This window comes from Ottowia thiooxydans (assembly GCF_040548795.1).
GTDB classification, from domain to species: domain Bacteria; phylum Pseudomonadota; class Gammaproteobacteria; order Burkholderiales; family Burkholderiaceae_C; genus Ottowia; species Ottowia thiooxydans_A.
The window spans coordinates 605,766-627,751 of sequence record NZ_JBEPSH010000001.1; the positions used below are offsets into that span (position 1 = coordinate 605,766).

Genomic DNA, 21,986 nt, shown 5'->3' on the forward strand with positions numbered 1-21,986 from the left:
CATAGGTTGGAGTTAACTGGCCAGGAAAAGACTCAAAACTCTGCCTTCAAGCCGCTGCTTGCCATCGAATGAAATCGGCCTTGAGAGAAGGAGCGCAGTATTGGCACGCTCCCTGCGTCATAGCTTTGAGGCCCCAGATCTTGCTCGGAGAGCGGGCGGATCGGGCTCAATCTCAGCACGTCATCAACCGGGTGAAAAGCAGCAATATAATGAACTTTTTTGCGCGACATCTCAGTTATGAAGAACAAGCAAGGCGACGCTGGCGGCGCAAAGGCATCTCAGGCCGTGGGCGAGGGCTCAGAGCAACTCAGCACCCGACTGCGCCAATTGCGTCGCCAAGCGGGTTTTTCGGTCAAGGAACTGGCCGAGCGCTCCGAGGTGTCCGTGGGCATGATCAGCCAGGTCGAACGTGGTCTGGCCAATCCTTCAGTGCGCATCCTGGAGCGACTGCGGATTGCGTTGGATGTGCCACTGACCACCCTGCTCGAAGGCGATGCCGACGAAACCCGGGGCGTGCCAGGGCCGGTGGCAGATTTTGTTCGGCGAGCTGCGCAAAGGCCGCACTTCAAAGTTACGGCGGGTGGCTTGAACAAGGAATTGCTGTCTCCACACGGCCAGCACGATCTGCAGTTCATGATCATCCATATCCCTCCGCATTCCCGCTCCAAGGAAATCCTGGTTGGACCAGGCGAGAAGGCCGGTTTGATCCTGGAAGGACGCATCACTCTGGCTGTGGGTGATCGGCGTGAAACGCTGGATATGGGTGATAGCTTTCAGTTCGATAGCAGCATTCCGCACGGAGTGGACAATCCCTTCGAAGAGCCAGCTCGCGTTCTGTGGATCATGAACACGCGTCCTCCGGTCGTTCACTTCTAGGTCCGGTCACTCGCACTGAACCGGCCGCAATCCTGGTGCGCGGGGAGCAAGCAAGGTCAGGCGTAGTTGCGTCGCATTGTTCAATATATTGTTTGACGACGTTCATTTATTTCAGGATAATGAAATCTATCGTGAGGCTGAAGAAGGCCCCACATGAGTTGATGGCTAAACCCCACTTGGACTGGACGGTATATGGGACTCAGGGTAGGCGTTGATATTGGCGGCTCGTTCACCGACTTCGCGGTGCTCGACGAAAAAGACAACAGTGTGCGCACGCTCAAGGTGCTCTCCCGGCCGGATAAGCCCGGCGCGGAGGTGACCGAAGGCCTCTCCGTCCTCGCCAAGCGAGATGGCATCAACCCGGGGGACATCGGTTACTTCACCCATGGCACCACGGTGGGCATCAATGCAGTGATTCAGCGAAAGGGTGTAAAGCTCGCGCTGCTGGCCACCAAAGGCTTTGAGGACGTCCTTGAAGTAGCCCGCCTCAAGATCGCGCCCATTCACAACCTCTATGGCCGCAGGCCGGAACCCTTGATACCACGTGACCGCGTTTTCGCTATTGATGAACGCATGGATCGCGATGGCCAGGTGGCTCGCGAGGTTGATACGCAGAGTGTGCATACTGCGCTGGCAGAAGTGCGCCGACATGGCTGCGACGCGGTTGTTATTTCATTTTTGCACAGCTATCGTAACGGTGCCAACGAGCGCGCAGTCAAGGCGCTGCTGGCAGAGCTGGCGCCCGGCCTGCCAGTATTTTGTTCCAGCGAGATCTGGCCGATTATTCGTGAGTACGAGCGCACCATTACTGCAGTCATCAGCGGCTATGTCCAACCACGCGTAGACCACTATCTGACGTCGTTTGAGAAGGCGTTGGCCGACATGGGGGTACCGGCTGCTCCGCGCATCACCAAATCAAACGGTGGCGTGATGGGTGTGGCCCAGGCGCGCGCCGAATGCGTGCAGATGGTGCTCTCCGGCACCGCTTCAGGCGTGATAGGTGCCAGCTATGTGGCTGCACGTTGCGGTATGCCTCGGGTTCTGAGCCTGGACATCGGGGGCACCAGTGCGGACGTTGCGGTCATCATGGAAGGCCAGCCGCAGTACGGTACCGGTGAGGTGGTGGGCGAGTTCCAGATTCACATCCCATCAGTTTCAGTGACCTCCATAGGCCAGGGTGGTGGTTCCATTGCCTGGGTGGATCACCATGGCGTGCTCAAGGTCGGTCCGGACAGTGCGGGCTCCAATCCCGGCCCGGCTTGCTACGGGCGGGGAGGCGAAAACGCCACCATCACAGACGCCTACGCTGCAGTAGGCCTGATTGGCCACGGTCAACTTGGATACAACAGCATCCACGTAGACCGCGAAAAGGCGACCGCAGCCATTGGCCGTTTGGCCGAACCTCTGGGAATGTCGGTGTTCGAAACGGCCGAGAACATCATGCGGATTGCCAACTCGGAGATGTACGCCGACGTCAGTGCGCTGCTCTCGCGCTTTGGAATTGATCCTCGTGAGTTTCAATTCCTCGCCTTCGGCGGTGCTGGTCCGATGATGGCCTGCTACCTCGCCCGTGAACTCAATATGCAGGGCGTAGTGGTACCACCTACGCCTGGTGTACTCAGTGCGTTGGGCGGATTGATCGCTGACCTGAAGAACGATTTCATCCAAACCGTTTACCGCGAGGTGGATGCATCTGTTGCGCCGGTTTTGCGCGCTGCCTTCAATGATCTCAAGCAGCGTGCCTTGCACTGGCTGCAAGGTGAGCAGGCCTTCGACGGCGATCACACACTAACCTTCAGTGCTGATCTGCGCTACCTGGGACAGTCATTTGAAATTGAGACCCGCATGGAGCCTGGTTGGGTCTCCGACGGCGATGTGCAGGCAGTGGTGGCGGCCTTTCACCGTGAGCACGAACGCCTGTTTGGCCATAGCGACACCACTGCGACGGTACAGCTCATCAACTTGCGCCTGGTGATTGCCGGCGCCACGCCAAAACCTGTCCTGCGCGAACTGCCTGATGCCACTGGGGCAGCCAAAGCGGCGGGGCAAATTGAGGCTTATGTAGACGGCGCTACGCGCACGATGCCGGTCTATCACCGGGCGCAGCTGTGCGCGGGCCACCGCTTTGATGGTCCCGCAGTGGTCATGCAGGACGACTGCACGACGTGTGTGCTGCCCGGAATGGCCGTAGAGGTCGACCGCTGGGGCAATCTCATTATTTCCTTCATTCCGTCTTGAGCAGAGGGCGCAATCATCATGGCATTCGATAAACGCAATCTGCAGGTTTTGGCCAACTACTGTGCGGCAGCAGCCGACGCGATGGCCTACACACTGCTGCGAACCGCTTATTCGGCTTTCGTGAAGGAAACGGAAGACTTCTCATGCACCATAGTAACCAGAGACGGCCTGGCATTTGCGTCGCCGCGCAGCTTTGGCGCGCCTTGGTACAGCGGCATTGACTACTCGCCTGTGCTCGACATGATCGAGTCCTACGAGCCGGGCGACATCTGCATTACCAACGACTCTTACAGCGGCGGTGTGGCCACCCACAGCCCTGACATCCATATCTGGAAACCTGTGTTCTTCCAGGGTGAGATCGTCTGCTTTGTCGTGGGCCACATTCACAACACCGATGTAGGTGGTGCAGTGCCTGCGTCATTGTCACGCTCGCTCACCGAAATCGTGCAAGAGGGCATTCGCGTTCCGCCGCTGAAGATCATGCGCGCAGGCAAGCTCAATGAAGACGTCGCGGCCATCATGCGGCTCAACGTGCGGGCTCCACGCCAGAACTGGGGTGACTTCAATGCCCAGATCGCTTCGGTGAATATTGGCGAGCGCAAGATTCTCGAGATCATTGATCGCTTTGGCGTGGATCAATTCAAGGAAGGCGCCTATGCCATTCTTGACTACGCCGAGCAGCAGGCGCGCAGTGTGATTGAAAGCGTGCCGGACGGCGAATACTTCTTTGCCGACTTCGCCGATGAAGACGGCGACAGCAAGTACCCGTGCCGAGTGGCATTGACCTTGCGTGTGAAAGGCGGTGCAGTCGAGCTTGACTACACCGGCAGCGATCCGCAATTGGCGTCTTCTCTCAACATGCCCACGGGCGGCCGCGAGCGGCACCCGCTGGCTCTGGTGGGACTGACATACGTCCTCTACACGCTGTACCCGGGCATTCTCCTGAACGCTGGCACCTTGAGGGTGGCACGGGCCGTACTGCCCAGGGGCACGGTAGTCAACTGTGTCGAGCCAGCGGCTGTGGGCATGCGTTCGCTTACCTGCATGCTGACTCAGATCGTGACCTTTGGCGCCTTCGCACAGGCTCTGCCGGAAAAGATGCCAGTCTCTGCGCCGGGTGGCAACGCCATCATGAACGTGAAGACCAACGATAGAAATGACCGTCCCGTCATGGCCTCGATCGGCCCGGTGGGCGGCGGCGGTGGCGGAACACCATTCGCAGACGGGCCCGACGGTATGGGCGGCTCTTCAGCCTTTCTGAAAAACACGCCCGTTGAAGTCAACGAGGTAGAGGTGCCCATACGCTTTCTGCGCTATGGCCTGCAGCCCGATACCGCGGGTCCAGGTCGGTACCGCGGCGGCTTGGCGACTGTCATGAGCTTTGAGGTGTCGTCTCCCAACACGGTGGTGACAGCCCGCAACCGCAACCGTTCGCGCTTTAACTCCTGGGGCGCGCAGGGTGGGGGAGTGGGTACGCTGTCCCGGTTTACCAAAAACCCTGGAACCGACCGCGCCATAGAACTTGGAAACATCGACGTAGTGGCCTGTGAGCCTGGGGACGTGATTCAGGTCATAGGTCCCGGGGCCGGTGGCTGGGGCAACCCGTTTGAACGCCAGCCGCATGCAGTTCTGAGGGATGTCCAGCGCGGATTTTTGTCCGCGGAAAAAGCTTTGGAGCAGTACGGTGTGGTGGTCGCAGACGGGCAAATTGACGAACAAGCCACCCGGCAGCGCCGTGCCGAGCACCAAAATGATGCAGCCGAAGTCGCGCTTTTTGACTTCGGCCCTAACCGCACTGCTTACGAACGCATCTGGACGCCTGCACGCTATGCGCTTCTGACTGAGTTCCTGTCGCAAATGCCTGTGCTGTGGAGGCACTTCCTCAAGCACAAAATCTTCGCCGCCGTCACACAAGAGGCTGCGAACGACACCGCGATGCGAGCTGAGATGGAAGAGGTCTTCGCTGTTCAGCGTGCTCGCTTTGCGGCGCTGACGCAGATTGCAGCCTGAGAGAGCCACTAGATGCTCGCAACTTTGATACCCAAAACCGTTGACCAGCCAGCGGCTGACCCGGTGCAGGATTTTGACCCCCGCTTCGTTGCTCTGCCGGCCGGCCACTTCATAGGCGGCCGTATCGTGCCGGGTGACGGCCCGGCGATCGAGGTGCGGCGCCCCTCTGACGGACTGGCCTACGGGGAAATTCCTGAAGCCGGCGAAACCGGTGTGGATGTCGCCGTCCGCGACGCCAGTGAGGCACAGCAAAAAAGTGGCTGGGGCGATTGTCCACCTCGTGAGCGCGGGGCGGTATTGCGTCGCTGGGCCGACTTGATCATGGAAAACCGCCTGGAGTTGGCGCAACTGGAAGCAGTGGGTTCCACCCGCTGCATCGCTGAGGCCTACACCGGGGAGGTGCCCTTTACGGCTGAGGCCATCCGCTTTTTTGCTGAATGCGCGGACAAGTACTCCGGCGATGTACTGCCGACACGCAGCCGCAGCCTGGGCATGTTGATGCCAGAGCCCTACGGCGTGGTGGGTGCTATCGCGCCTTGGAATTTTCCCTTGTCCATGGCTTCGTGGAAATGCGGTCCGGCTTTGGCCGCAGGCAACGCCATTGTGCTCAAACCGTCGGAGCTGACGCCTTTTTCTACCGTGCGACTGGCCGAGTTGGCGCTAAAGGCCGGCCTTCCGCCTGGCATCTTCAATGTGGTACAGGGTTCGGGCCAAGCTACAGGCTCTGCACTGGTACGCCATGCCTTGGTGCGCAAAGTTTCCTTTACTGGCTCTACCCTGACAGGTAAAAACGTGATGACGGACGCAGCCCATCACGGTATGAAGCCAGTCACATTGGAGCTGGGCGGAAAGAGCCCCCAATTGGTGTTTAACGATGCAGGTGATGTAGAGACCGTGGCCCAGCGCATTGCACGTGGCTTCATGGCCAATGCAGGCCAAGCTTGCGTGGCAGGCACCCGGTTGATCGTGCAGCGCGGCATCGCGGATGCGCTGGTGGCTGCCATTGTGCGGCATGCGTCTCACGCAGTGCCCGGAGCCACATGGAAAGCCAAATCACGCTTTGCACCACTTATCAATCAGCGGCAAGCTGAAAAGGTGCATACGGCGGTCAGCAAAACTGTGGCTGCAGGAGCTGAGGCGCTGTGTGGGGGAGATTTTTTTGAAGGATTCGGTGGTGGATTTTTCTTTCAGCCCACCGTATTGACCGGCGTGCAGCCGGGCATGCCTGCGGTGGAAGAAGAAATCTTCGGCCCCGTGCTCACGGTACAAATCTTCGACGAAGAGGAAGAGGGCATCGCGCAAGCCGGCCATGCCGTGTATGGCCTGGCCGCCGGGGTACACACCATGGACATCGGTCAAGCCATGCGCGCTACCCGAGCTATTGCGGCGGGCACCGTCTGGATCAACCGTTACGGCCGCACGACGGACTTCATCGTGCCTACGGGCGGCTTCAATGGTTCTGGCCTTGGCAAGGATCTGGGTCGCCAAGCCTTCGAGGCCAATCTACGCCAAAAAAGTGTGCTGCTGGATTTCTAAAGCCGAAAGACCAGCTCCACCTCCACCCACACCGCTGAATACGGATCATGGTCTCCAACGTCCCTCCAGACACCGCCGAAGGTCGCAGACGCTCTGGCGCACAACTCGTACGCGTTGCGGAAGGCGGTCGCTCGCCCGTAGGCATCACGATTGATGGGCAACCCGTTCAGGTCATGGAGGACGACACCGTGCTGACTGCCATCCTGACGCAACTGGCTCGCCTGCGCGACAACGAGTTTGGCGGTGGACCACGCGCGGGCTTCTGCCTGATGGGCGCCTGCCAGGAGTGTTGGGTCTGGCAAGCCGACGGCACGCGGCTGAGAGCTTGCAGTGTCCTGGTCAGCGAAGGCCTGGCCGTTTTCACACGCTCACCTTTGACGTCATGGCAGATCCAGTCGCTGTAATTGTGGGCGCTGGCCCCGCTGGCACGCGCGCCGCGCAAGTGCTGGTGGCCCACGGCATACGGCCCACCGTGCTTGATGAATCGCCGCGCAGTGGTGGCCAGATCTACCGGCGCCAGCCTGCATCTTTCAAGCGCAGCTATGAGAAGCTCTACGGCTTTGAAGCCAGCAGGGCAGACAGGCTGCACAAGGCCTTCGACAGCATCCGCGGTGATATCGACCACCGCCCAGGCACACTGGCCTGGGCCGTTGCTGATGGGAAAGTACATACCGCAAGCCATGAGGATGGCAGTACGAGCGACGTGCCTTATGACGTGCTCTTTCTGGCCACCGGCGCCATGGACCGCATCATTCCATTGCCCGGCTGGACGCTACCCGGTGTCTATACGCTGGGCGCGGCCCAGGTGTCCCTGAAGTACCAAGGCTGTGCGATCGGCCAGCGCTGTGTGTTCATGGGAACGGGCCCGCTGCTTTACCTGGTGGCCTACCAGTACCACAAAGCTGGCGCGGAGGTGGCTGCTGTGCTGGACACTTCCCAGTGGTCCACTGCATTGCGCCATGGCGCGGGTTTGCTGAATGCGCCTGCCGCGATGGCAAAAGGGCTGTACTACGTGGCAGCCTTGAAGGCCGCCGGCATTCCCATGCATAAAGGTATCGTGCCACTTCAAGTGCAGGGTGATGAGCGGGTTGGCGCCATACGCTACTCCGACAGCTGTGGTCAAGAAAAAACCATAGAGTGCTCTGCAGTGGGACTGGGCTATGGCCTGCAATCAGAGACTCAGTTGGCCGATCTGGCCGGGTGCAAATTTGCGCTGGACCCACTGTCGCGCCAATGGTTGCCGCAAACCGACGGCGACGGACTGTCTTCTGTACTCAATGTCTATCTGTGCGGTGATGGCGCGCGCATCCGGGGCGCGGACTACGCTGAAGCGGCTGGTGCATTGGCTGCGCTGTCTTGGCTCAAGTGTCAGGGGCGGCAGATCAACGACCAAGCTATGCAGCCCTTGCGCAGCAAACTTCAGCGAGGTCTACGCTTTGCGACCGCCTTGCAACGGGTCTTTCCGGTCCCGCACCATCTGCTCTCCCAACTGCCCGGCGAAACGGTGGTGTGCCGATGTGAGAACATCACCATGAACAGCGTCTGCCAAGCGCCGCATGGCCCGGAAGACAACGACGTCAATCGCACCAAAGCACTGGTGCGGGTGGGTATGGGCCGATGCCAAGGCCGCGTTTGCGGGCTGTCAGCCGTCAGCGCCATGGCCCAGCGCCAAGATGGCAGCCTGCCTTTGCCTGCGATTACTGAGCGTTTGGAGCGCATTGGCCGTATAAGAGGGCAGGCGCCTATCAAGCCTCTCCCCGTCGCGCCAGTGGGAGGCAAGACGCCATGAGTTCCACCCAGCGTTTCGACGCCATTGTCGTAGGCGGTGGGCTGATGGGGACTTCAGCCGCCTTGCATCTGCGAAAGTTCCACGGCATGTCCGTGGCTCTGCTGGAGCGTGGCTATGTGGGCGCGCAGGCCAGCGGTGTCAACTTCGGTCATGTGCGCCGCCAAGGCCGATTCTTACCGCAGCTGCCTTTGGCACACCGTTCTCGCCGCATTTGGGGGGCGCTTGCGGAATTGGTCGGCCACGACTGCGAGTTTCTTCCTTCGGGCAGTCTCAAGCTGGCCTTCGCCGAGGAGGAGATGGCCAAGCTGGTGTCCTATGCACAGGAAGCCAAACACTGGGGGCTGGAAATCCAGGTGCTTGGTGCGGCAGAGCTGCGCGCTGACTATCCCTGGCTCAATCCTGAGGTGCTGGGTGGTACCCGCGTGCCGGACGATGGCCACGCCAATCCGCGCCTGGTCACTCCCGCCTTCGGCCGGGCATCGCAAGCCTTGGGCGTGGTGGTGCGCGAATCCTGCGAGGTGCTGGCCATAGACCACGACCCCTCTGGCTTTCGGGTCCACGCCGCCGATGGCCAAACTTTTCTGGCACCGCGTCTGCTCAACACCGCTGGCGCCTGGGGTAACCGTATAGCGGCCTGGTTCGGCGAAGCCGCGCCGCTGGAGATCAAAGGTCCACTTATGGCGGTGACCGAACCTCTGCCGTACTTTCTCGCGCCAGCACTCGGTAGCGGCAATGGGCCTTGCTATCTTCGCCAGGTCCAGCGCGGCAATGTGATCTGGGGAGGCGGCCGTTGGAGCCAACCTCAGCTTGAGCCACCACGCGCGAAGGCGGATGCAGAGCATCTCACCAAACAGTTTGAAGACATCGTACGTCTGGTGCCCGCCCTGCGCGGAGCGCAGGTTATCCGAACCTGGAGTGGGGTAGAAGCCTACGTAGCGGACGGTATACCCGTGATGGGACCCAGTGCGACAACCCCCGGGCTCTTTCATGCCTACGGTTTCTGTGGCCATGGGTTTCAACTGGGCCCGGCGGTAGGTGCTGTAGCCGCTGAGTACCTTGCCAACGGTGAGAGCGAGACGCCCATTGCCCCCTTTTCCATCGACCGATTTACAGGTGCAGCGGCTAGCGTTGGTGAGGTCCATGAGCATGAGGACTGAACCGAACTCCATTGGGACTTTGCTGCCGGAGCTCATCATCCTGCGGCGAGACTTGCACGCCCACCCAGAATTGGCCTACTCTGAACAACGCACTGCCGGCATCGTGGCCGCGAGTCTACGGATGCTTGGACTGGAAGTGGAGGAGGGCATAGGCGGCACCGGGGTGGTGGCCCGTCTACGCTTGGGAAGTAGTACTAAAAGTGTGGGCTTGCGTGCAGACATGGATGCATTGCCCATGGTGGAGCTGGGACGCACGGCGTATCGCAGTCGGAACGACGGGGTCCACCACGGCTGCGGCCATGACGGGCACGTGGCCATGCTCATTGGCGCCGCGCGTGAATTGGCTCGCCAGCGGGACTTTGAAGGCACAGTCAACTTTATCTTCCAACCCGCAGAAGAAGGCCAGGGCGGTGCCAGGAAGATGGTGCAGGAAGGACTGTTTACCCGATTTCCCTGCGACCGAGTCTTTGCCCTGCACAATTGGCCGGAGTTGCCAGAGGGCGCTGCCCAGACCAGAGCGGGCGCGATCATGGCCGCTGCTGACCGTTTCGACATCACCATCACCAGTCAAGGCGGGCACGCAGCCCAGCCTCAGCGCACGGCGGATGCGCTTTTAGCTGCCAGCCATCTGGTTGGTCAACTTCACACGATTGTGTCCCGCCGCGTCGACCCGGTGAATTCCGCGGTGCTTTCAGTCACCCGTATCAACGGTGGCCACAGCCACAATGTGCTGCCGGCTGAGGTGACCATCACGGGTACGGTACGTACTTTCGACGCTGCAGTTCAAGATGCGATTGAAGCCAGCGTACGGGATATGGCGCAAGGTGTAGCGATGTCATTTGGTGTCACTGCGGAACTGCGCTACGACCGCTACTACCCCGCCACCATCAATTCAGCGAAAGAAGCGTCCATCGCCCTGCAAGCAGCCGAGTCGGCTGGCTTGCACGCGAGCGAGGCGCCTCAAGGGGCCTTCACCTCGGAAGACTTTGCTTTCATGTTGCAGCAAAGGCCTGGTGCCTATCTTTGGTTGGGCCAGGGCCGCACTGACGGCAAGCCTGCACAGCAGTTGCACAGCCCTCATTACGACTTCAACGATCAAGTTTTGGGCTTGGGTGTGGCCTGGCTTTGTGCCGTAGCCAGGCTATCCCTGCATCCGTCAAGCGAATAAGCCCTTACCGGTTTCCCGTTTCACCCCTCCTTCAACCTAACCCAGTACCACAGGTCACCATGAATCATCAGCGACGCAGCGTCATCAAGCTTGCCACCTCGTTTTGTGCGGCGAGCGTCATGTCACCCTCACTTCGGGCGCAGAATCAGATCTACACCAATGGTACGGTGACCGTTATCGTGCCCTTTGGGGCGGGTTCCAGTACAGACGCGTTTGCACGCATCGTCATCGCGGACATCAACACAAGGCACCCGGGAAAATTTATCATTGAGAACCGCGCAGGCGCGGGCGCCACCATAGGCTCACGTGCGGTGGCCAACGCAGCGCCGGATGGGAAGACGCTGCTCTACAGCACTGCGACACCTTTCTCCATCAGTCCCTACGTGTACCAGACGGTACCGTACGACCCTCTGAAGAGTTTTGCACCAGTGGCGTTGACCATCAACTTGCCTACATTCCTCTACACCAGCAAGGAATCGGGATTCAAGACCATTGATGAGTTGATCACCTACCTTCGCCACAATGAGCAAAAAAGCAGCTACAGCTCCTACGGCAAGGGAACATCTAGCCACCTCGCTGGCGCGCTGTTCGTCAAACGTATAGGCGCCAATGGCGTTCTGCACGTACCTTACAACGATGTCCGCTCCCTGGCCGATCTGGTCGCAGGCCGAAACACCTTCCAGACCGATGCGTGGAATCCGCCACTGCCTATGGTGACTGCCGGGAAACTGACCGTCCTGGCCACACTGGGTCGTGAACGCATGCCCTGGGTACCCGATGTGCCCACCATGACCAGTGTCCTGGGTCAGGATTACGACATGTCCACATGGCATGGATTGTTCGCACCAGCAGGCACGCCCACAGATATCCTTGACTTTTTGAACGAAGAGATCCGGGTGACCATGGCCAAGGAAAACGTCAAGAAGGTCGCGCGCGAGCAGGGTTTCAAGCCCTACAACCACACGCCTCGCAAAGACATCCCGTCCTTTATGGCCAGTGACAACGCACGCTGGAAGCAATACATAGAGATTGCTGGCGTAGAAAAGCAATAAGCTGAGCGATTAGGTGCCAATCAGGCAAGCACTTGGTTGCAGCGACGATTGCAAATCAGGCAACTCGGCGCCCAAAAGCATCCTCAAGAGGCTTCAAAAAAGAGTCTTCCCATCGGTCTACTATTTTTTTCGATCCAAGTGCATCCAAACAGGCGGGTGGCGGGTAGTACCTACAGCAGCACCTGAACACGCTGCTTTAGTTCAACCAATCAACTGTCTGGAGAAGCACAAATGTCGACTACTCGCAACGCACCCCGTCTTGCTACCCTCGCCACTGCGGCTGCCGCCGTAGCCTTGCTGACAGCCTGCGGGTCAATGAAGCCGCAAGCCAGCAACTTCTCACAGGCTTCGCTGCCAGCGCCCATTCAAGTGCCATCAGGTCACAAGGTCGCCTGGGAAACCGTTGGCAGCGGGGACATCACTTACGAGTGTCGCGACAAGGCTGGAGCAGCCGGGCAGACCGAGTGGGTCTTCGTCGGCCCTGACGCCGTTCTCAAGGACCGCAGCGGTAAGCAGGTGGGTCGCTACTACGGTCCGCCCGCCACCTGGGAGGCCAATGACGGCTCCAAACTGACGGCAACGCAGCTCGCTGTTGCGCCAGCAGGTGACGGCAACTTACCCTACCAGTTGGTCAAGGCTAACCTCGCAATGGGTAGTGGCGCCCTCGTCGGTGTAACCCATATCCAGCGCGTGGCCTTGAAAGGTGGCGTGGCTCCTGCAGACAAACCTTGCACCATGGCGACCAAGGGGCAAAAATCTACAGTGAAGTACCAGGCTGACTACATCTTCTGGAAAGCAGTTTAATTATTTGGTAGAACCTGCGTCAGGCGTGCGGCTACACTGGGCAAAGGGTATTCCCAACTTCCATTTTTCTGCATCATTTATTCGTGCTGCCTGCCGACAACCTCGCCGACGACAGTTTCAACCATGACGCCGAAATCCAAGCCTGCGGGCTTGGTGACCGGGGTGCTCTGCAACGCATTTACGAACGCGAATCACGCTACCTGCTTGGCGTGGCTCTGCGCATTGTGCGAGACCGCGCTTCGGCAGAAGACGTATTGCATGACGCTTTTGTAGCCATTTGGAGGCGTGCCTCCAGCTTCGACCCCCGTCGAGGTGAGGGCAGAGGCTGGATTTTCAGCGTGGTGCGCCACGCCGCGCTCAACCGAGTGCGAGATGGCGCTCGGCAGGCGCCGCTGGATGACTCAGTAAGCACTCAACATGAAGCTCAGGCCGCGTTTGCGGCCTGGCGAGAGGGCGGTGATGAAATGGAGCGGCATGCCGCACTTGGTCGCTTGAGCCATTGCCTGGACGCACTTGAACCAGAACGCCGAGCCTGTGTCCTGCATGCCTACGTGGATGGCTGCAGCCATAGCGAAATTGCGGAGCGGGTGAAGGCGCCTTTGGGCACGGTAAAAGCGTGGATTCAGCGCAGTTTGCGCGTCCTGAAGGAGTGCATGCAATGAGCGCCAACGACCATTCAGGGTCGCCGCTGAACGCTGGCGACCCTGAGGACCTGGATTCACTGGCAGGTGAATACGTGCTTGGCACTTTGGACAGCGTGCAACGACGATCCATTGAAAGCCGCATGGCGCACGAACCCGCACTGCGCGCGGCGGTTCATGCATGGGAGGAGCGGTTGTTCCCCTTGACGACGCTTGCCCAACCAGCCAACCCCAATCCTGAGTTGTGGCCGCGTATTGCCGCAAGCGTTGCGCCAGCTCGGCGCGCCCAACCTGATCAACCAGCCCGCCGCTGGTGGAATTGGGACAGCCTTCTGCTCTGGCGCGGACTGGCGGGCAGTGGCTTTACGGCTGCTGCAGTGCTCGCCACCGTTCTGATGGTGCAACAAGCCACACCGCCCCCTGCGGCGCGCTATTTTGTTGTTCTTGCGGCTCCGCAAAACCAGGCGCCTGGGTGGTTGGTGCAAGCGCAGGCAGCAGGCAAGCTGCGCTTGGTGCCCCTGGGGATAGACAACGTACCGGCCGAGAAATCTCTGCAGTTCTGGACCAAGGCAGACAGTTGGAGCGCACCAGTATCACTCGGTCTGGTCAAGCCCGGGGAGGCGATCGAAGTGCCCGTAGATCAACTGCCGCCACTTCAACCCAACCAACTGTTCGAGCTGACACTTGAGCCCGCTGGCGGATCCCCCATCGGCAAGCCGACGGGACCCATACAGTTCATTGGGCGCGCGGTACAGATATAGCAACCTCCAAACCGTTAGAGGTCTTACGCGAAGGGGCTCAACCCCACTTCATCTCGCCTTTGGCAACTTTGGCGCCGATCTGCAGGGCAGGGCCCAGGCCAGCGGTCGGGTAACGCTGGTTCATTGCAGCGATCAACGCGTCCGCGTTCACAGCTTTGGTTAGCTCCTCTTCGAAGGCCAGTAGATAGTCGCGGGTGTAGGTCACGGCAGATACGTTGAGCGCACCGCCCGCAGCCAGATGTCCCGGCACAACAACTGCCGGCGTACGCGATGCAATGGCTTCGAGGTTCTCGATCCAGGCTCCCCGCGATGCTGGCGTTGGGGAGTCAGCCGTCCACACGTGAAGACCGGAGAAAACCAACACGCCGCCGAACACGGCTTTCAAGGAAGGCACCCACAGGTAGCGCCGGTTGTCCAGGCCCTGGGCCTTCACGATCTCGATGACGTTGCCTTCCAGCACCAGGGACGGTCCATCGAAGGCTTCGGCAAAGACAATATCCTCCAATTTCTGTGGACCATTTTCCTTGAGTTGCGGCGCCCAGGTGTCGATTTTCTTCTGGGCGTTAGCGCGTATCGCCGCAATGGTCTCCGACGCTGCGATGACCTTGGCACCTGGGAAGGCTGCTTTGATCGGAGCGAGGCTGAAGTAGTAGTCTGGGTCGCTCTGGCTGATATAGATGGTGGTCAATTTCTTGCCGGATGCCTCGATAGCCTCGGCCACGGCGCGCCCATCCGGCAATGAGAAGCCACCATCGATAAGAATGGCTTCTCTTTCACCCGACAGCAGTACCGGAGCGCGGAAGAAACCCTTGTCGTTGGTGGGGAAGTGTTTCCATTGCAGCGGCGTGGCGGCTATAGCGCTGGACCCGGTGGCGGCAAGAAAGCCTACTGCGCCGGCGGCGGCACCGGTTCGAACGAAATCTCGACGATTGATCATGATATTTTTTGGGTGAAGGTTTAAACAGAGAAAAGGAAGAAGCCAGACGGGGATCTGCAGCCTCAAGCGGCCCGAACTTGATCCAGAAAAGCATGGGGATCGGAGTACACAGCGCTGGAATGCATCAGTTGTCGCTGAGGCCCTGTATCCAGAACGAAAGCGGGCACGCCTCTCGCGCCGAACTGGCCCAGCAGGGCTTGCGCGTCGGAGATGCGAAGACAATTGGCTACCAACAAATCTTCATCGTGTAAGCTGAGTCGTCCGGCCGCCTGCTCCAGGCCAAGTGAGCGAAGAACGCTGACCAGCGTGCTCAGTTGTGTGATGTCTTGTCCCTCAACATAACGGGCCATCTGGATCGCTTTGAGCGCCTCCAATTCACGATCCGGCGAGGTCAGGGCGACGGCTGTCAGCGCCACGGTTGCAGGACCGCTATCGAACATCTGCCCACGGTCGGCCAGAACCTGTCCACGGTAGCGGTCAGTAAATCGCTGTCCTGTCAGGCGCTCTATGCGCTGGTCGTTGCTCCAGGCGTAGTTGGCAAAGTTGACATCCATAGGGCGCGCGCCTTCGCCGGAGAACAGTCCGCTGGGCAGCAGTTGGAGCTGCACACCTGGCGTGTTGTTCAGAGTCGCCACCGCCTCGCCAGCACCGTAGCACCAGCCACAGAGGGGGTCGAAGACGTAGTACAAGGTCTTGTTCATGGCAGATCTTTCATTCATGGGCTCGATGGTAGGAGTCAAGGATTGACAGATAAATCCAGATGGAATAGATAGACCGTATGTCAAAAGCGAACAATAAAGAAGAGTCAAGCCCTGGCAACTTGGCAAACCTCAAGCGCCTTGCCTATTTCGCGGCAGTAGTGGAGACGGGCAGCTTCACGGCTGCCGCCGACCAGTTGGGCATTACCAAAGCCGTGGTCAGCCAGCAGGTGGCGCGCCTTGAACGGGAATTCAGAACGACGCTGCTGACCCGAACCACACGAAAGGTGAGTCCCACCGATGCGGGCCGAACCTTCTACCAGCGCTGCGCCTTGATCCTCAGGGAAGCGGGTGAGGCGTTTGACGAGTTGGGTGAAGTGGCGCAAGAGCCTTCAGGAATCTTGCGGCTGACTGCGCCGCTCGATTACGGGATAAGCGCGGTGGTGCCCGTCATCACGGAATTCACCCGTCGGTTTCCGCAATGCAAAGTGGATGCGATCCTCAGCGATCAGTCGCTTGACCTCATGTCGGGCCAGGTTGAGTTGGCAATCCGCGTGGGCTGGGTGACCCAGTTGAACGTGCAGGCGCGGCAAATCGGGAGTTTCAGACAATTGTTGGTGGCGGCCCCTGCCTTGCTGGAGAAACGGGCTAGATTAAAAGCACCTCAGGACATCAGCGCGCTACCGTTCATTGCAAACACAGCATTGCGCGATCCGGTTCACTGGAGTTTTTCGCGCAGCGAGGTGGAGCGCCAGAGTTTGGTGGTGCATCCGGTGATCTCACTGGATGCAACGCTCGCTGTGCGCGAAGCGGTTCGCCATGGCGCGGGCTTGTCAGTATTACCCGACTTTGCAGTTTCGGAGGACATTGAGGCTGGCCGGCTGATTGAGGTTTTGCCGCAATGGGGGCTGCCTTCTGGAGGCATCCACGCTGTGTTCCCCGCAGCGCGGTTTCGATCTGCGAAGGTAAGGGCATTCGTGGAGTTGATGCAGGAACGAATGCCGTCCAAAACCAACTCGCCGTGAGGCGGCGCGTTACGCCTTAGCTATTTATCTCACTGGAATCCGGTAGATCAGCGCGTTGTACTTCTGAGTGGCATGGCGCCCCACCACAGTTCCACCAAGCGATTCGGCGATACGCCTGCTAGGCATATTCTCTTCTGCGACGGGGTAAACGAAACTCGCCACATGGAGAGTCTTCGCTGCCCAACCCGCGAGGCTGGCGACCGCCTCACGCCCGTACGCGTGACCGTGTTCGTTTTCTCGCACCCAGATTCCAAGTTCGGGCTCAGGCTCTTGGACGCGATGCAAGCCTGCCAATCCTATAAAACCGTTCAGGGGCCGGGTCCGGATAGCGAACGTGAAGTCAATGCCTGCCTCGATTTCGTTCAGCCAGCTCCGCCAGATAGTTTCAAATGCTGTTTTCGATGTCGGCGGGTCAAATGACATATAGCGCGTGAGCGTAGACGTGATGCAATCGAATGCTTCGTCTGCGTCCTTCGGTGAAAAAGGGCGAAGTGACAGTCGCGCAGTCTCAATTGAGATCGTATTCCATTGCATGGGGTATGCCAGTCTTTAGCAGTCAGGAAAGTTGTCGTGAGCCCGTCACCAACTATCCGCGAAACGAAAACTCAAGAATTTCGTCTCCAGCCTCATCGAGTTTTCCCGTAGACGTCCACCCCAAGTGTCGATAAAAACCGTATGAACGCATCTTCGGATCGTTGGAACAAGCTAAAAACAGGCGACTGAACCCCTGATTTCTGAAGTTATCGCTCATCATCCCCAGCAATTGCTTGCCGATGCCTTGCCCTTCGTATGCAGGAAGCAGGGCCAGGACGGTGATCTCACCGCTGTCTCTATCGCCAAAACAGTAGCCAATTATTTGGCCATCCAAGCAGGCGACGAACCCGGGAGAGCTACCGCCAGAGATGCCTGCGCTCCATGAGTCGACAGTGATGCCAAGTGCGCTCAGCTCGCCCTCTGTGAATGCATTTTCTCTTGTCAGACCCCGCAGAGCGATACAGATCGAAGCGTCATCAGGTCTGGCAGGTCGGAAAGTTGGATTTTTCATATTTGGAAACAGATTTGATCGCGTACTGGCTTAGACGCGCACACAGCGCGTATTGTCCCGCGCACTCAAGTCCGGCGGTTAACGAATGCCGTTAGCCTCCCCCTAGCGTGGAACGAAGATTTGGCAGGGTACGCTTCGAATGGCATGTTGCGCGTTGCAAGCGGTTCAAATTTTTTGAAGCTGGAGAGGCAGGCTGCGCAGTCGCTGGCCGGTAGCATGCGCCACTGCATTTGCGATGGCCGGCATGACTGCAGAGGTGCCTGGCTCCCCCACGCCGCCCGGCGCTGCGGTGCTGGCCATGATGTGGACCTCGACTCGCGGAGCCTCTGATAGGCGCAACATCCTGTAGTCGTGAAAATTGCTCTGCACGATGCGTCCTTTCTGAATCGTGATTTCGCTCCAGAGCGCCGCTCCCACCCCGAACTGGATTCCACCGTCGATCTGCGCCTTGACGGTGTCTGGATTGACCACCATGCCGCAGTCCACGGCGCACACCACGCGATCTACACGAATCTCGCCCGCGTCATTCACTGTGACCTCAACCACCTGAGCCAGGTAGGATCCGAAGGCGTGAAGCAGCGATACTCCCCGGCCCCGTCGTTCGCCAGGCTTGGATGCCTTCGACATCGGCTGCTGCCATCCTGATTTGGCAGCCACCAATTCCAGGACGGCACGCGAACGGTTATCAAGTGGGAGTAGGGCGAGTCTGTAGGCGACTGGGTCCCGGTCAGCCGCCGCAGCGAGCTCATCCACAAAACTCTCGACGACAAAGCAATTGTGGGTGGGGCCGACGCCACGCCACCACCCTGTTATCAATCCGGGCATGGGTTCCTTGCGCACAAAGTCGAGCTTGGCAGCCGGCCAGTGGTATGGGCCCAATCCGGCTTCTACGGCATCTCGGTCCACACCATCACGGAAAAGCCCTGGCGCGACACGGGCAACAATGGACGAGCCGACCACACGGTGCGCTACCGCCAGCGGGTGACCACTTGGGTCAAGAGCAGCTGTAAAGCGGTCAACGTAACACGGCCTTGGGATGTCGTGTTGAATGTCCTCTTCGCGCGACCAGATGAATTGGACCGGGCCTTTGATGCCCTTGGCGAGTTCTGCAGACTGCTCCACGTAGTCAGCCTCCAACCTTCGTCCAAATCCGCCGCCGAGTAAATGATTGTGGATCCGCACCTTGTCAGCTTGCAAACCACTTCCCCGCGATGCCGCGTCTCGAGCACGAACAGGGGCCTGCGTACCTACCCAAACGTCACAGCTGTCGGCTCGAATTTCCACGGTGCAATTGACCGGTTCAAGAGCCGCGTGCGCCAGAAATGGAGAGTAATAGGTGGCCGTTACTTGCCGGGCGGCCGCTCGCATTGCGCTTTCAGCATCACCCTTTGCAAGAGCCAGTCCGGCTTGCTCCTGATCAAGCCCGCGCACCAAATCTGCGCGCAGATCGTCGCTGGATATGCTCGCATTCGCGCCTTCATGCCATACGATCTTCAGTGCTGCCAGCCCTTGCCGCGCCGCCCAGGTGTGGCTTGCAATGACCGCGACTGCATTGTCGATCCGAACCACCTGGCTGACGCCTGGTACCAGAAGGGCCGCCTCATCGTCCACTTGCGAAAGCCTGCCGCCGAACACGGGGCACGCAGCTACCGCTGCAAAGCGCATCCCGGGGAGCCTCGCATCAATGCCATAGATGGCCTGGCCGTTGACCTTGCCGGCCACATCGATGCGTTTGGCTGGCTGTCCAATCAGCTTGAAAGACTGCGGTGATTTGAGCGTGACCTGCCTCGGCACGGCAACATTCGATGCTTGTCTGGAAAGTTGGCCGTAACTCAGGCGCCGGCCAGTGCGGGTGTGAATGACATAACCTTCCCGTGCAAAGCACTCGTTCGCCTTGACCTGCCACTGCTGAGCCGCGGCTTCCAAAAGCATGAGCCTGGCCGTTGCCCCTGCGATACGCATCGGCTCCCATGCGCCCATGACCGAGTTGGACCCTCCCGTGATCTGTGCACCGCCGGCGCGCGGATTGCCATAGTGTGACCCATCGGGTGGTGCGTGTGCAAACCTCACCTGAGCCAACGGTACCTCTAGCTCTTCTGCTATCAGCATGGCCAGGGCGGTGTAGATGCCTTGGCCCATTTCCACCCGTGCCATGGTCAGAGTGACCGTCTCGTCGGCATCGATTCGGACGTACGCGTTGGGAGAGAACCCGGGCGTAGCCTGCACTGCCTGCGCCTTGGCGCCTGGCAAGCCCTGAAAAGCCACACCCAGCACCAGCGTGCCCCCACCAGCCAGAAACACCCGACGTGAAACATCGATCGCGCTACTCATGACTTACCTGCTTCCGCGGCGGCGCGGTGGATGGCGATGCGGATGCGGGAATAGGTGCCGCAGCGGCAGATGTTGCCGGACATGGCCGCATCGATCTGTTCGTCCGTGGGGTTGGGGGTTTGGGCTAACAGTGCGCAAGCAGACATCACCTGGCCGGACTGGCAGTACCCGCACTGCACGACCTCCTCTTCCAACCAGGCCTTCTGCACCTTACGTCCAATCGGAGTCTGACCGATCGCCTCGATAGTGGTGACGCGCTTACCTTGCACCGCAGCCAATGGTGTCACGCACGAGCGCATGGCGACACCGTCGACGTGTACGGTGCAGGCACCGCACATCGCCATTCCGCAGCCAAACTTCGTGCCCGTCAGTCCAGCCACATCACGCAGCGCCCAAAGCAGGGGCATTTCACCGGGCAGATCAAGCGCAGCAGGCCTACCATTGAGTTCAAAGTTCTGCATTTCAGGCCACCGCGATAGCTTCAACTTCAATTAGCCAGTCTGGATCCACGAATCCAACCTGAACCACTGACATTGCCACTTTGTGGTCGCCGAGATAGCGCTGGCGAATCTGGGCGGCCAATTTCCAGTCGTCGCTGTTTGCCAGCCATACGGTGAGTTTGGCCAAGTTTGAAAAATTCATGTCTGCGCAGGCAAGCGTCGCCTCCATGTTCTTCCACACTTGCTCGCACTGGGCGTCGAATCCGGAGGCAATACGCCCATCAGGCAGTAGTCCCATGGTCCCGCTGATGAACAAGAGCCGATTGATGGATGTGGATTCAATCGCCTGCGCGTAAGGCGCTATGGGACTGAATATGTCGGGCGGTGTATGCAGTTTCAACATGGGAGAATCATCTGACTTTGAGGGACAATGCGCTATTAGGCACCGGGAGACTGTCTTTGTTCGCTCACCATCGGGATCACATGCCATCCGGAAAAGGCATGGCAAATGCTTGATGTTTCGTTGGCTTCGCTCCGTGCGTTCAGGGCGGTGGCGCGGTGCGGAAGCTTCACCGCCGCATCACGCGACCTGGGGTGCGCTCAGTCGGCTATCAGTCGTCAGGTTGCGGCGCTCGAAAAACATACGGGCAAGGTTCTGGTATTGCGCGGGCATCGCAACGCGCAGCTCACGCCCGCTGGCGAGATCTATCTGGAAACAGTTACCCGTGCACTGGACGAGTTGGACCATGGGGCCATACGGATGGCCGACGCCGGAGGAGCCCGTGCGACCGTCAAGATCCTGGCCATGCCTTCCTTTGCCGCGCGGTGGCTCATACCTCGGTTGCACAAGCTGCGTTCGGCACGTATAGATGTGGACATCGAACTGGCTACTTCCATCTGGGATGCAGATTTCCTCAAAGAGCGCTTCGACATTGCGGTGCACTATGGGGACGGGTCTATGCCAGGGTCCCGCTTATTGATGCATGACTGTCTGGTGCCAGTCGCTTCTCCCTCACTTTTGAGGGGTGAGCAACCCGGCAAGGTTACGGACCTCGCGCGGCATCCTTGGCTGCACGACTCTCTGCGTGCCAGCAAATGGCAGCACTGGCTAGCGGCATGCGGCGAGGACGAGCTCGCCAGTGTGAGAAACATGAGGCTGCAGGACACCGAGTCCACGCTGGCAGCTGCGGTCGCAGGGCTGGGAATCGCCATGGGACATCTTGTGCTGATAGAACACGACGTCAGCGAAGGTCGCCTGGTCGAGGCCTGGCCTTCTTACGCGCCCATATCCGCGGGCTACCACCTTTTGCAGACGAAGCGGGTTCTGCGCAATCCATCCGCCCGCGCCGTGGGGGAGTGGCTATTGAAGGAGGCCTCCGCTTTCCGAGATGCCATGCCCTCCGCCTGACGGCTGGTCAAACACCGTCCTCTTGAGGGACTGTGCCTGCTCTGTACGCGATCGCTTTCTGCTGCTGCTC

At 59.5% G+C, this 21,986-nt stretch carries 21 protein-coding genes; 14 read left to right on the top strand and 7 right to left on the bottom strand.

Translation table 11 applies throughout. The annotated features are described in order from the left end of the window. Positions 1-237: 237 nt before the first annotated feature. The 12 genes from ABIE13_RS02780 to ABIE13_RS02835 all read left to right on the top strand — a co-directional run bounded on the left by ABIE13_RS02780 (position 238) and on the right by ABIE13_RS02835 (position 14,032). Positions 238-876 (top strand): helix-turn-helix domain-containing protein, encoded by a 639-nt coding sequence (locus ABIE13_RS02780; protein WP_354440934.1) that lies wholly within the window; start codon positions 238-240, stop codon positions 874-876. Between the two features lie 192 nt (positions 877-1,068). Beyond that, positions 1,069-3,114, top strand: coding sequence for a hydantoinase/oxoprolinase family protein (locus ABIE13_RS02785; RefSeq protein WP_354440935.1), 2,046 nt, complete (start codon positions 1,069-1,071; stop codon positions 3,112-3,114). Positions 3,115-3,132: 18 nt separating this feature from the next. Continuing rightward, complete coding sequence (locus ABIE13_RS02790; protein WP_354440937.1) at positions 3,133-5,124, top strand: hydantoinase B/oxoprolinase family protein; 1,992 nt, start codon at positions 3,133-3,135, stop codon at positions 5,122-5,124. 12 nt (positions 5,125-5,136) lie between these two features. Continuing rightward, complete coding sequence (locus ABIE13_RS02795; RefSeq protein WP_354440938.1) at positions 5,137-6,660, top strand: aldehyde dehydrogenase family protein; 1,524 nt, start codon at positions 5,137-5,139, stop codon at positions 6,658-6,660. 47 nt (positions 6,661-6,707) lie between these two features. Beyond that, the gene (locus ABIE13_RS02800) at positions 6,708-7,064 is read left to right on the top strand and encodes a (2Fe-2S)-binding protein (RefSeq protein WP_354440940.1); all 357 of its coding nucleotides are present in this window, start codon (positions 6,708-6,710) and stop codon (positions 7,062-7,064) included. After that, positions 7,043-8,449, top strand: a complete 1,407-nt coding sequence (locus ABIE13_RS02805; protein ID WP_354440941.1) for an NAD(P)/FAD-dependent oxidoreductase — start codon at positions 7,043-7,045, stop codon at positions 8,447-8,449. The genes ABIE13_RS02800 and ABIE13_RS02805 overlap by 22 nt, the downstream gene beginning before the upstream one ends. Beyond that, a complete protein-coding gene (locus ABIE13_RS02810; protein ID WP_354440943.1) occupies positions 8,446-9,606 on the top strand; it encodes an NAD(P)/FAD-dependent oxidoreductase in 1,161 nt (386 codons plus the stop codon). Before ABIE13_RS02805 ends, ABIE13_RS02810 begins: the two co-directional genes overlap by 4 nt. Beyond that, on the top strand, positions 9,590-10,774 hold the full coding sequence (locus ABIE13_RS02815) for a M20 aminoacylase family protein (RefSeq protein ID WP_354440945.1): 1,185 nt from the start codon (positions 9,590-9,592) through the stop codon (positions 10,772-10,774). Before ABIE13_RS02810 ends, ABIE13_RS02815 begins: the two co-directional genes overlap by 17 nt. Before the next feature lie 59 nt (positions 10,775-10,833). Further along, the gene (locus ABIE13_RS02820) at positions 10,834-11,826 is read left to right on the top strand and encodes a Bug family tripartite tricarboxylate transporter substrate binding protein (RefSeq protein ID WP_354440947.1); all 993 of its coding nucleotides are present in this window, start codon (positions 10,834-10,836) and stop codon (positions 11,824-11,826) included. A 231-nt stretch (positions 11,827-12,057) separates the two neighbouring features. Further along, complete coding sequence (locus ABIE13_RS02825) at positions 12,058-12,630, top strand: DUF3455 domain-containing protein (protein WP_354440948.1); 573 nt, start codon at positions 12,058-12,060, stop codon at positions 12,628-12,630. Positions 12,631-12,713: 83 nt separating this feature from the next. Beyond that, complete coding sequence (locus ABIE13_RS02830) at positions 12,714-13,292, top strand: sigma-70 family RNA polymerase sigma factor (RefSeq protein ID WP_354440950.1); 579 nt, start codon at positions 12,714-12,716, stop codon at positions 13,290-13,292. Further along, positions 13,289-14,032, top strand: a complete 744-nt coding sequence (locus ABIE13_RS02835; protein WP_354440951.1) for an anti-sigma factor — start codon at positions 13,289-13,291, stop codon at positions 14,030-14,032. Before ABIE13_RS02830 ends, ABIE13_RS02835 begins: the two co-directional genes overlap by 4 nt. Before the next feature lie 37 nt (positions 14,033-14,069). Here the strand turns inward: ABIE13_RS02835 and ABIE13_RS02840 are convergent, their stop codons facing one another. Continuing rightward, complete coding sequence (locus tag ABIE13_RS02840; protein ID WP_354440953.1) at positions 14,070-14,969, bottom strand: MBL fold metallo-hydrolase; 900 nt, start codon at positions 14,967-14,969, stop codon at positions 14,070-14,072. Between the two features lie 62 nt (positions 14,970-15,031). After that, positions 15,032-15,670: a DsbA family protein gene (locus ABIE13_RS02845; protein ID WP_354441240.1), complete on the bottom strand. Its 639-nt coding sequence runs from the start codon at positions 15,668-15,670 to the stop codon at positions 15,032-15,034. Positions 15,671-15,747: 77 nt separating this feature from the next. Here ABIE13_RS02845 and ABIE13_RS02850 point away from each other — a divergent pair, with 77 nt between their 5' ends. Then, positions 15,748-16,692: a LysR family transcriptional regulator gene (locus ABIE13_RS02850; protein ID WP_354440955.1), complete on the top strand. Its 945-nt coding sequence runs from the start codon at positions 15,748-15,750 to the stop codon at positions 16,690-16,692. A gap of 24 nt (positions 16,693-16,716) precedes the next feature. Here ABIE13_RS02850 and ABIE13_RS02855 read toward each other — a convergent pair whose 3' ends face one another. The 5 genes from ABIE13_RS02855 to ABIE13_RS02875 form a co-directional block, all read right to left on the bottom strand. Next, positions 16,717-17,226 (bottom strand): GNAT family N-acetyltransferase, encoded by a 510-nt coding sequence (locus ABIE13_RS02855; protein WP_354440956.1) that lies wholly within the window; start codon positions 17,224-17,226, stop codon positions 16,717-16,719. Between the two features lie 52 nt (positions 17,227-17,278). Beyond that, positions 17,279-17,737 carry a GNAT family N-acetyltransferase gene (locus ABIE13_RS02860; RefSeq protein WP_354440958.1) on the bottom strand — a complete coding sequence of 153 codons (459 nt, stop codon included), beginning with the start codon at positions 17,735-17,737 and terminating at the stop codon, positions 17,279-17,281. Positions 17,738-17,902: 165 nt separating this feature from the next. After that, positions 17,903-20,068: a xanthine dehydrogenase family protein molybdopterin-binding subunit gene (locus tag ABIE13_RS02865; RefSeq protein WP_354440960.1), complete on the bottom strand. Its 2,166-nt coding sequence runs from the start codon at positions 20,066-20,068 to the stop codon at positions 17,903-17,905. Then, positions 20,065-20,529: a (2Fe-2S)-binding protein gene (locus ABIE13_RS02870; RefSeq protein ID WP_354440962.1), complete on the bottom strand. Its 465-nt coding sequence runs from the start codon at positions 20,527-20,529 to the stop codon at positions 20,065-20,067. The genes ABIE13_RS02865 and ABIE13_RS02870 overlap by 4 nt, the downstream gene beginning before the upstream one ends. Before the next feature lies 1 nt (position 20,530). Next, a complete protein-coding gene (locus ABIE13_RS02875) occupies positions 20,531-20,911 on the bottom strand; it encodes a RidA family protein (RefSeq protein ID WP_354440964.1) in 381 nt (126 codons plus the stop codon). Between the two features lie 105 nt (positions 20,912-21,016). Here ABIE13_RS02875 and ABIE13_RS02880 point away from each other — a divergent pair, with 105 nt between their 5' ends. Beyond that, the gene (locus ABIE13_RS02880; protein ID WP_354440966.1) at positions 21,017-21,916 is read left to right on the top strand and encodes a LysR substrate-binding domain-containing protein; all 900 of its coding nucleotides are present in this window, start codon (positions 21,017-21,019) and stop codon (positions 21,914-21,916) included. Positions 21,917-21,986: the final 70 nt, after the last annotated feature.

Excerpts from the sequence above, each read along its gene's own strand:
- ABIE13_RS02780 (WP_354440934.1), top strand. The coding sequence starts at position 238 with ATGAAGAACAAGCAAGGCGACGCTGGCGGCGCAAAGGCATCTCAGGCC.
- ABIE13_RS02785 (WP_354440935.1), top strand. The coding sequence starts at position 1,069 with ATGGGACTCAGGGTAGGCGTTGATATTGGCGGCTCGTTCACCGACTTC.
- ABIE13_RS02790 (WP_354440937.1), top strand. The coding sequence starts at position 3,133 with ATGGCATTCGATAAACGCAATCTGCAGGTTTTGGCCAACTACTGTGCG.
- ABIE13_RS02795 (WP_354440938.1), top strand. The coding sequence starts at position 5,137 with ATGCTCGCAACTTTGATACCCAAAACCGTTGACCAGCCAGCGGCTGAC.
- ABIE13_RS02800 (WP_354440940.1), top strand. The coding sequence starts at position 6,708 with ATGGTCTCCAACGTCCCTCCAGACACCGCCGAAGGTCGCAGACGCTCT.
- ABIE13_RS02805 (WP_354440941.1), top strand. The coding sequence starts at position 7,043 with ATGGCAGATCCAGTCGCTGTAATTGTGGGCGCTGGCCCCGCTGGCACG.
- ABIE13_RS02810 (WP_354440943.1), top strand. The coding sequence starts at position 8,446 with ATGAGTTCCACCCAGCGTTTCGACGCCATTGTCGTAGGCGGTGGGCTG.
- ABIE13_RS02815 (WP_354440945.1), top strand. The coding sequence starts at position 9,590 with ATGAGCATGAGGACTGAACCGAACTCCATTGGGACTTTGCTGCCGGAG.
- ABIE13_RS02820 (WP_354440947.1), top strand. The coding sequence starts at position 10,834 with ATGAATCATCAGCGACGCAGCGTCATCAAGCTTGCCACCTCGTTTTGT.
- ABIE13_RS02825 (WP_354440948.1), top strand. The coding sequence starts at position 12,058 with ATGTCGACTACTCGCAACGCACCCCGTCTTGCTACCCTCGCCACTGCG.
- ABIE13_RS02835 (WP_354440951.1), top strand. The coding sequence starts at position 13,289 with ATGAGCGCCAACGACCATTCAGGGTCGCCGCTGAACGCTGGCGACCCT.
- ABIE13_RS02840 (WP_354440953.1), bottom strand. The coding sequence starts at position 14,969 with ATGATCAATCGTCGAGATTTCGTTCGAACCGGTGCCGCCGCCGGCGCA.
- ABIE13_RS02845 (WP_354441240.1), bottom strand. The coding sequence starts at position 15,670 with ATGAACAAGACCTTGTACTACGTCTTCGACCCCCTCTGTGGCTGGTGC.
- ABIE13_RS02850 (WP_354440955.1), top strand. The coding sequence starts at position 15,748 with ATGTCAAAAGCGAACAATAAAGAAGAGTCAAGCCCTGGCAACTTGGCA.
- ABIE13_RS02855 (WP_354440956.1), bottom strand. The coding sequence starts at position 17,226 with ATGCAATGGAATACGATCTCAATTGAGACTGCGCGACTGTCACTTCGC.
- ABIE13_RS02860 (WP_354440958.1), bottom strand. The coding sequence starts at position 17,737 with ATGAAAAATCCAACTTTCCGACCTGCCAGACCTGATGACGCTTCGATC.
- ABIE13_RS02865 (WP_354440960.1), bottom strand. The coding sequence starts at position 20,068 with ATGAGTAGCGCGATCGATGTTTCACGTCGGGTGTTTCTGGCTGGTGGG.
- ABIE13_RS02870 (WP_354440962.1), bottom strand. The coding sequence starts at position 20,529 with ATGCAGAACTTTGAACTCAATGGTAGGCCTGCTGCGCTTGATCTGCCC.
- ABIE13_RS02875 (WP_354440964.1), bottom strand. The coding sequence starts at position 20,911 with ATGTTGAAACTGCATACACCGCCCGACATATTCAGTCCCATAGCGCCT.
- ABIE13_RS02880 (WP_354440966.1), top strand. The coding sequence starts at position 21,017 with ATGCTTGATGTTTCGTTGGCTTCGCTCCGTGCGTTCAGGGCGGTGGCG.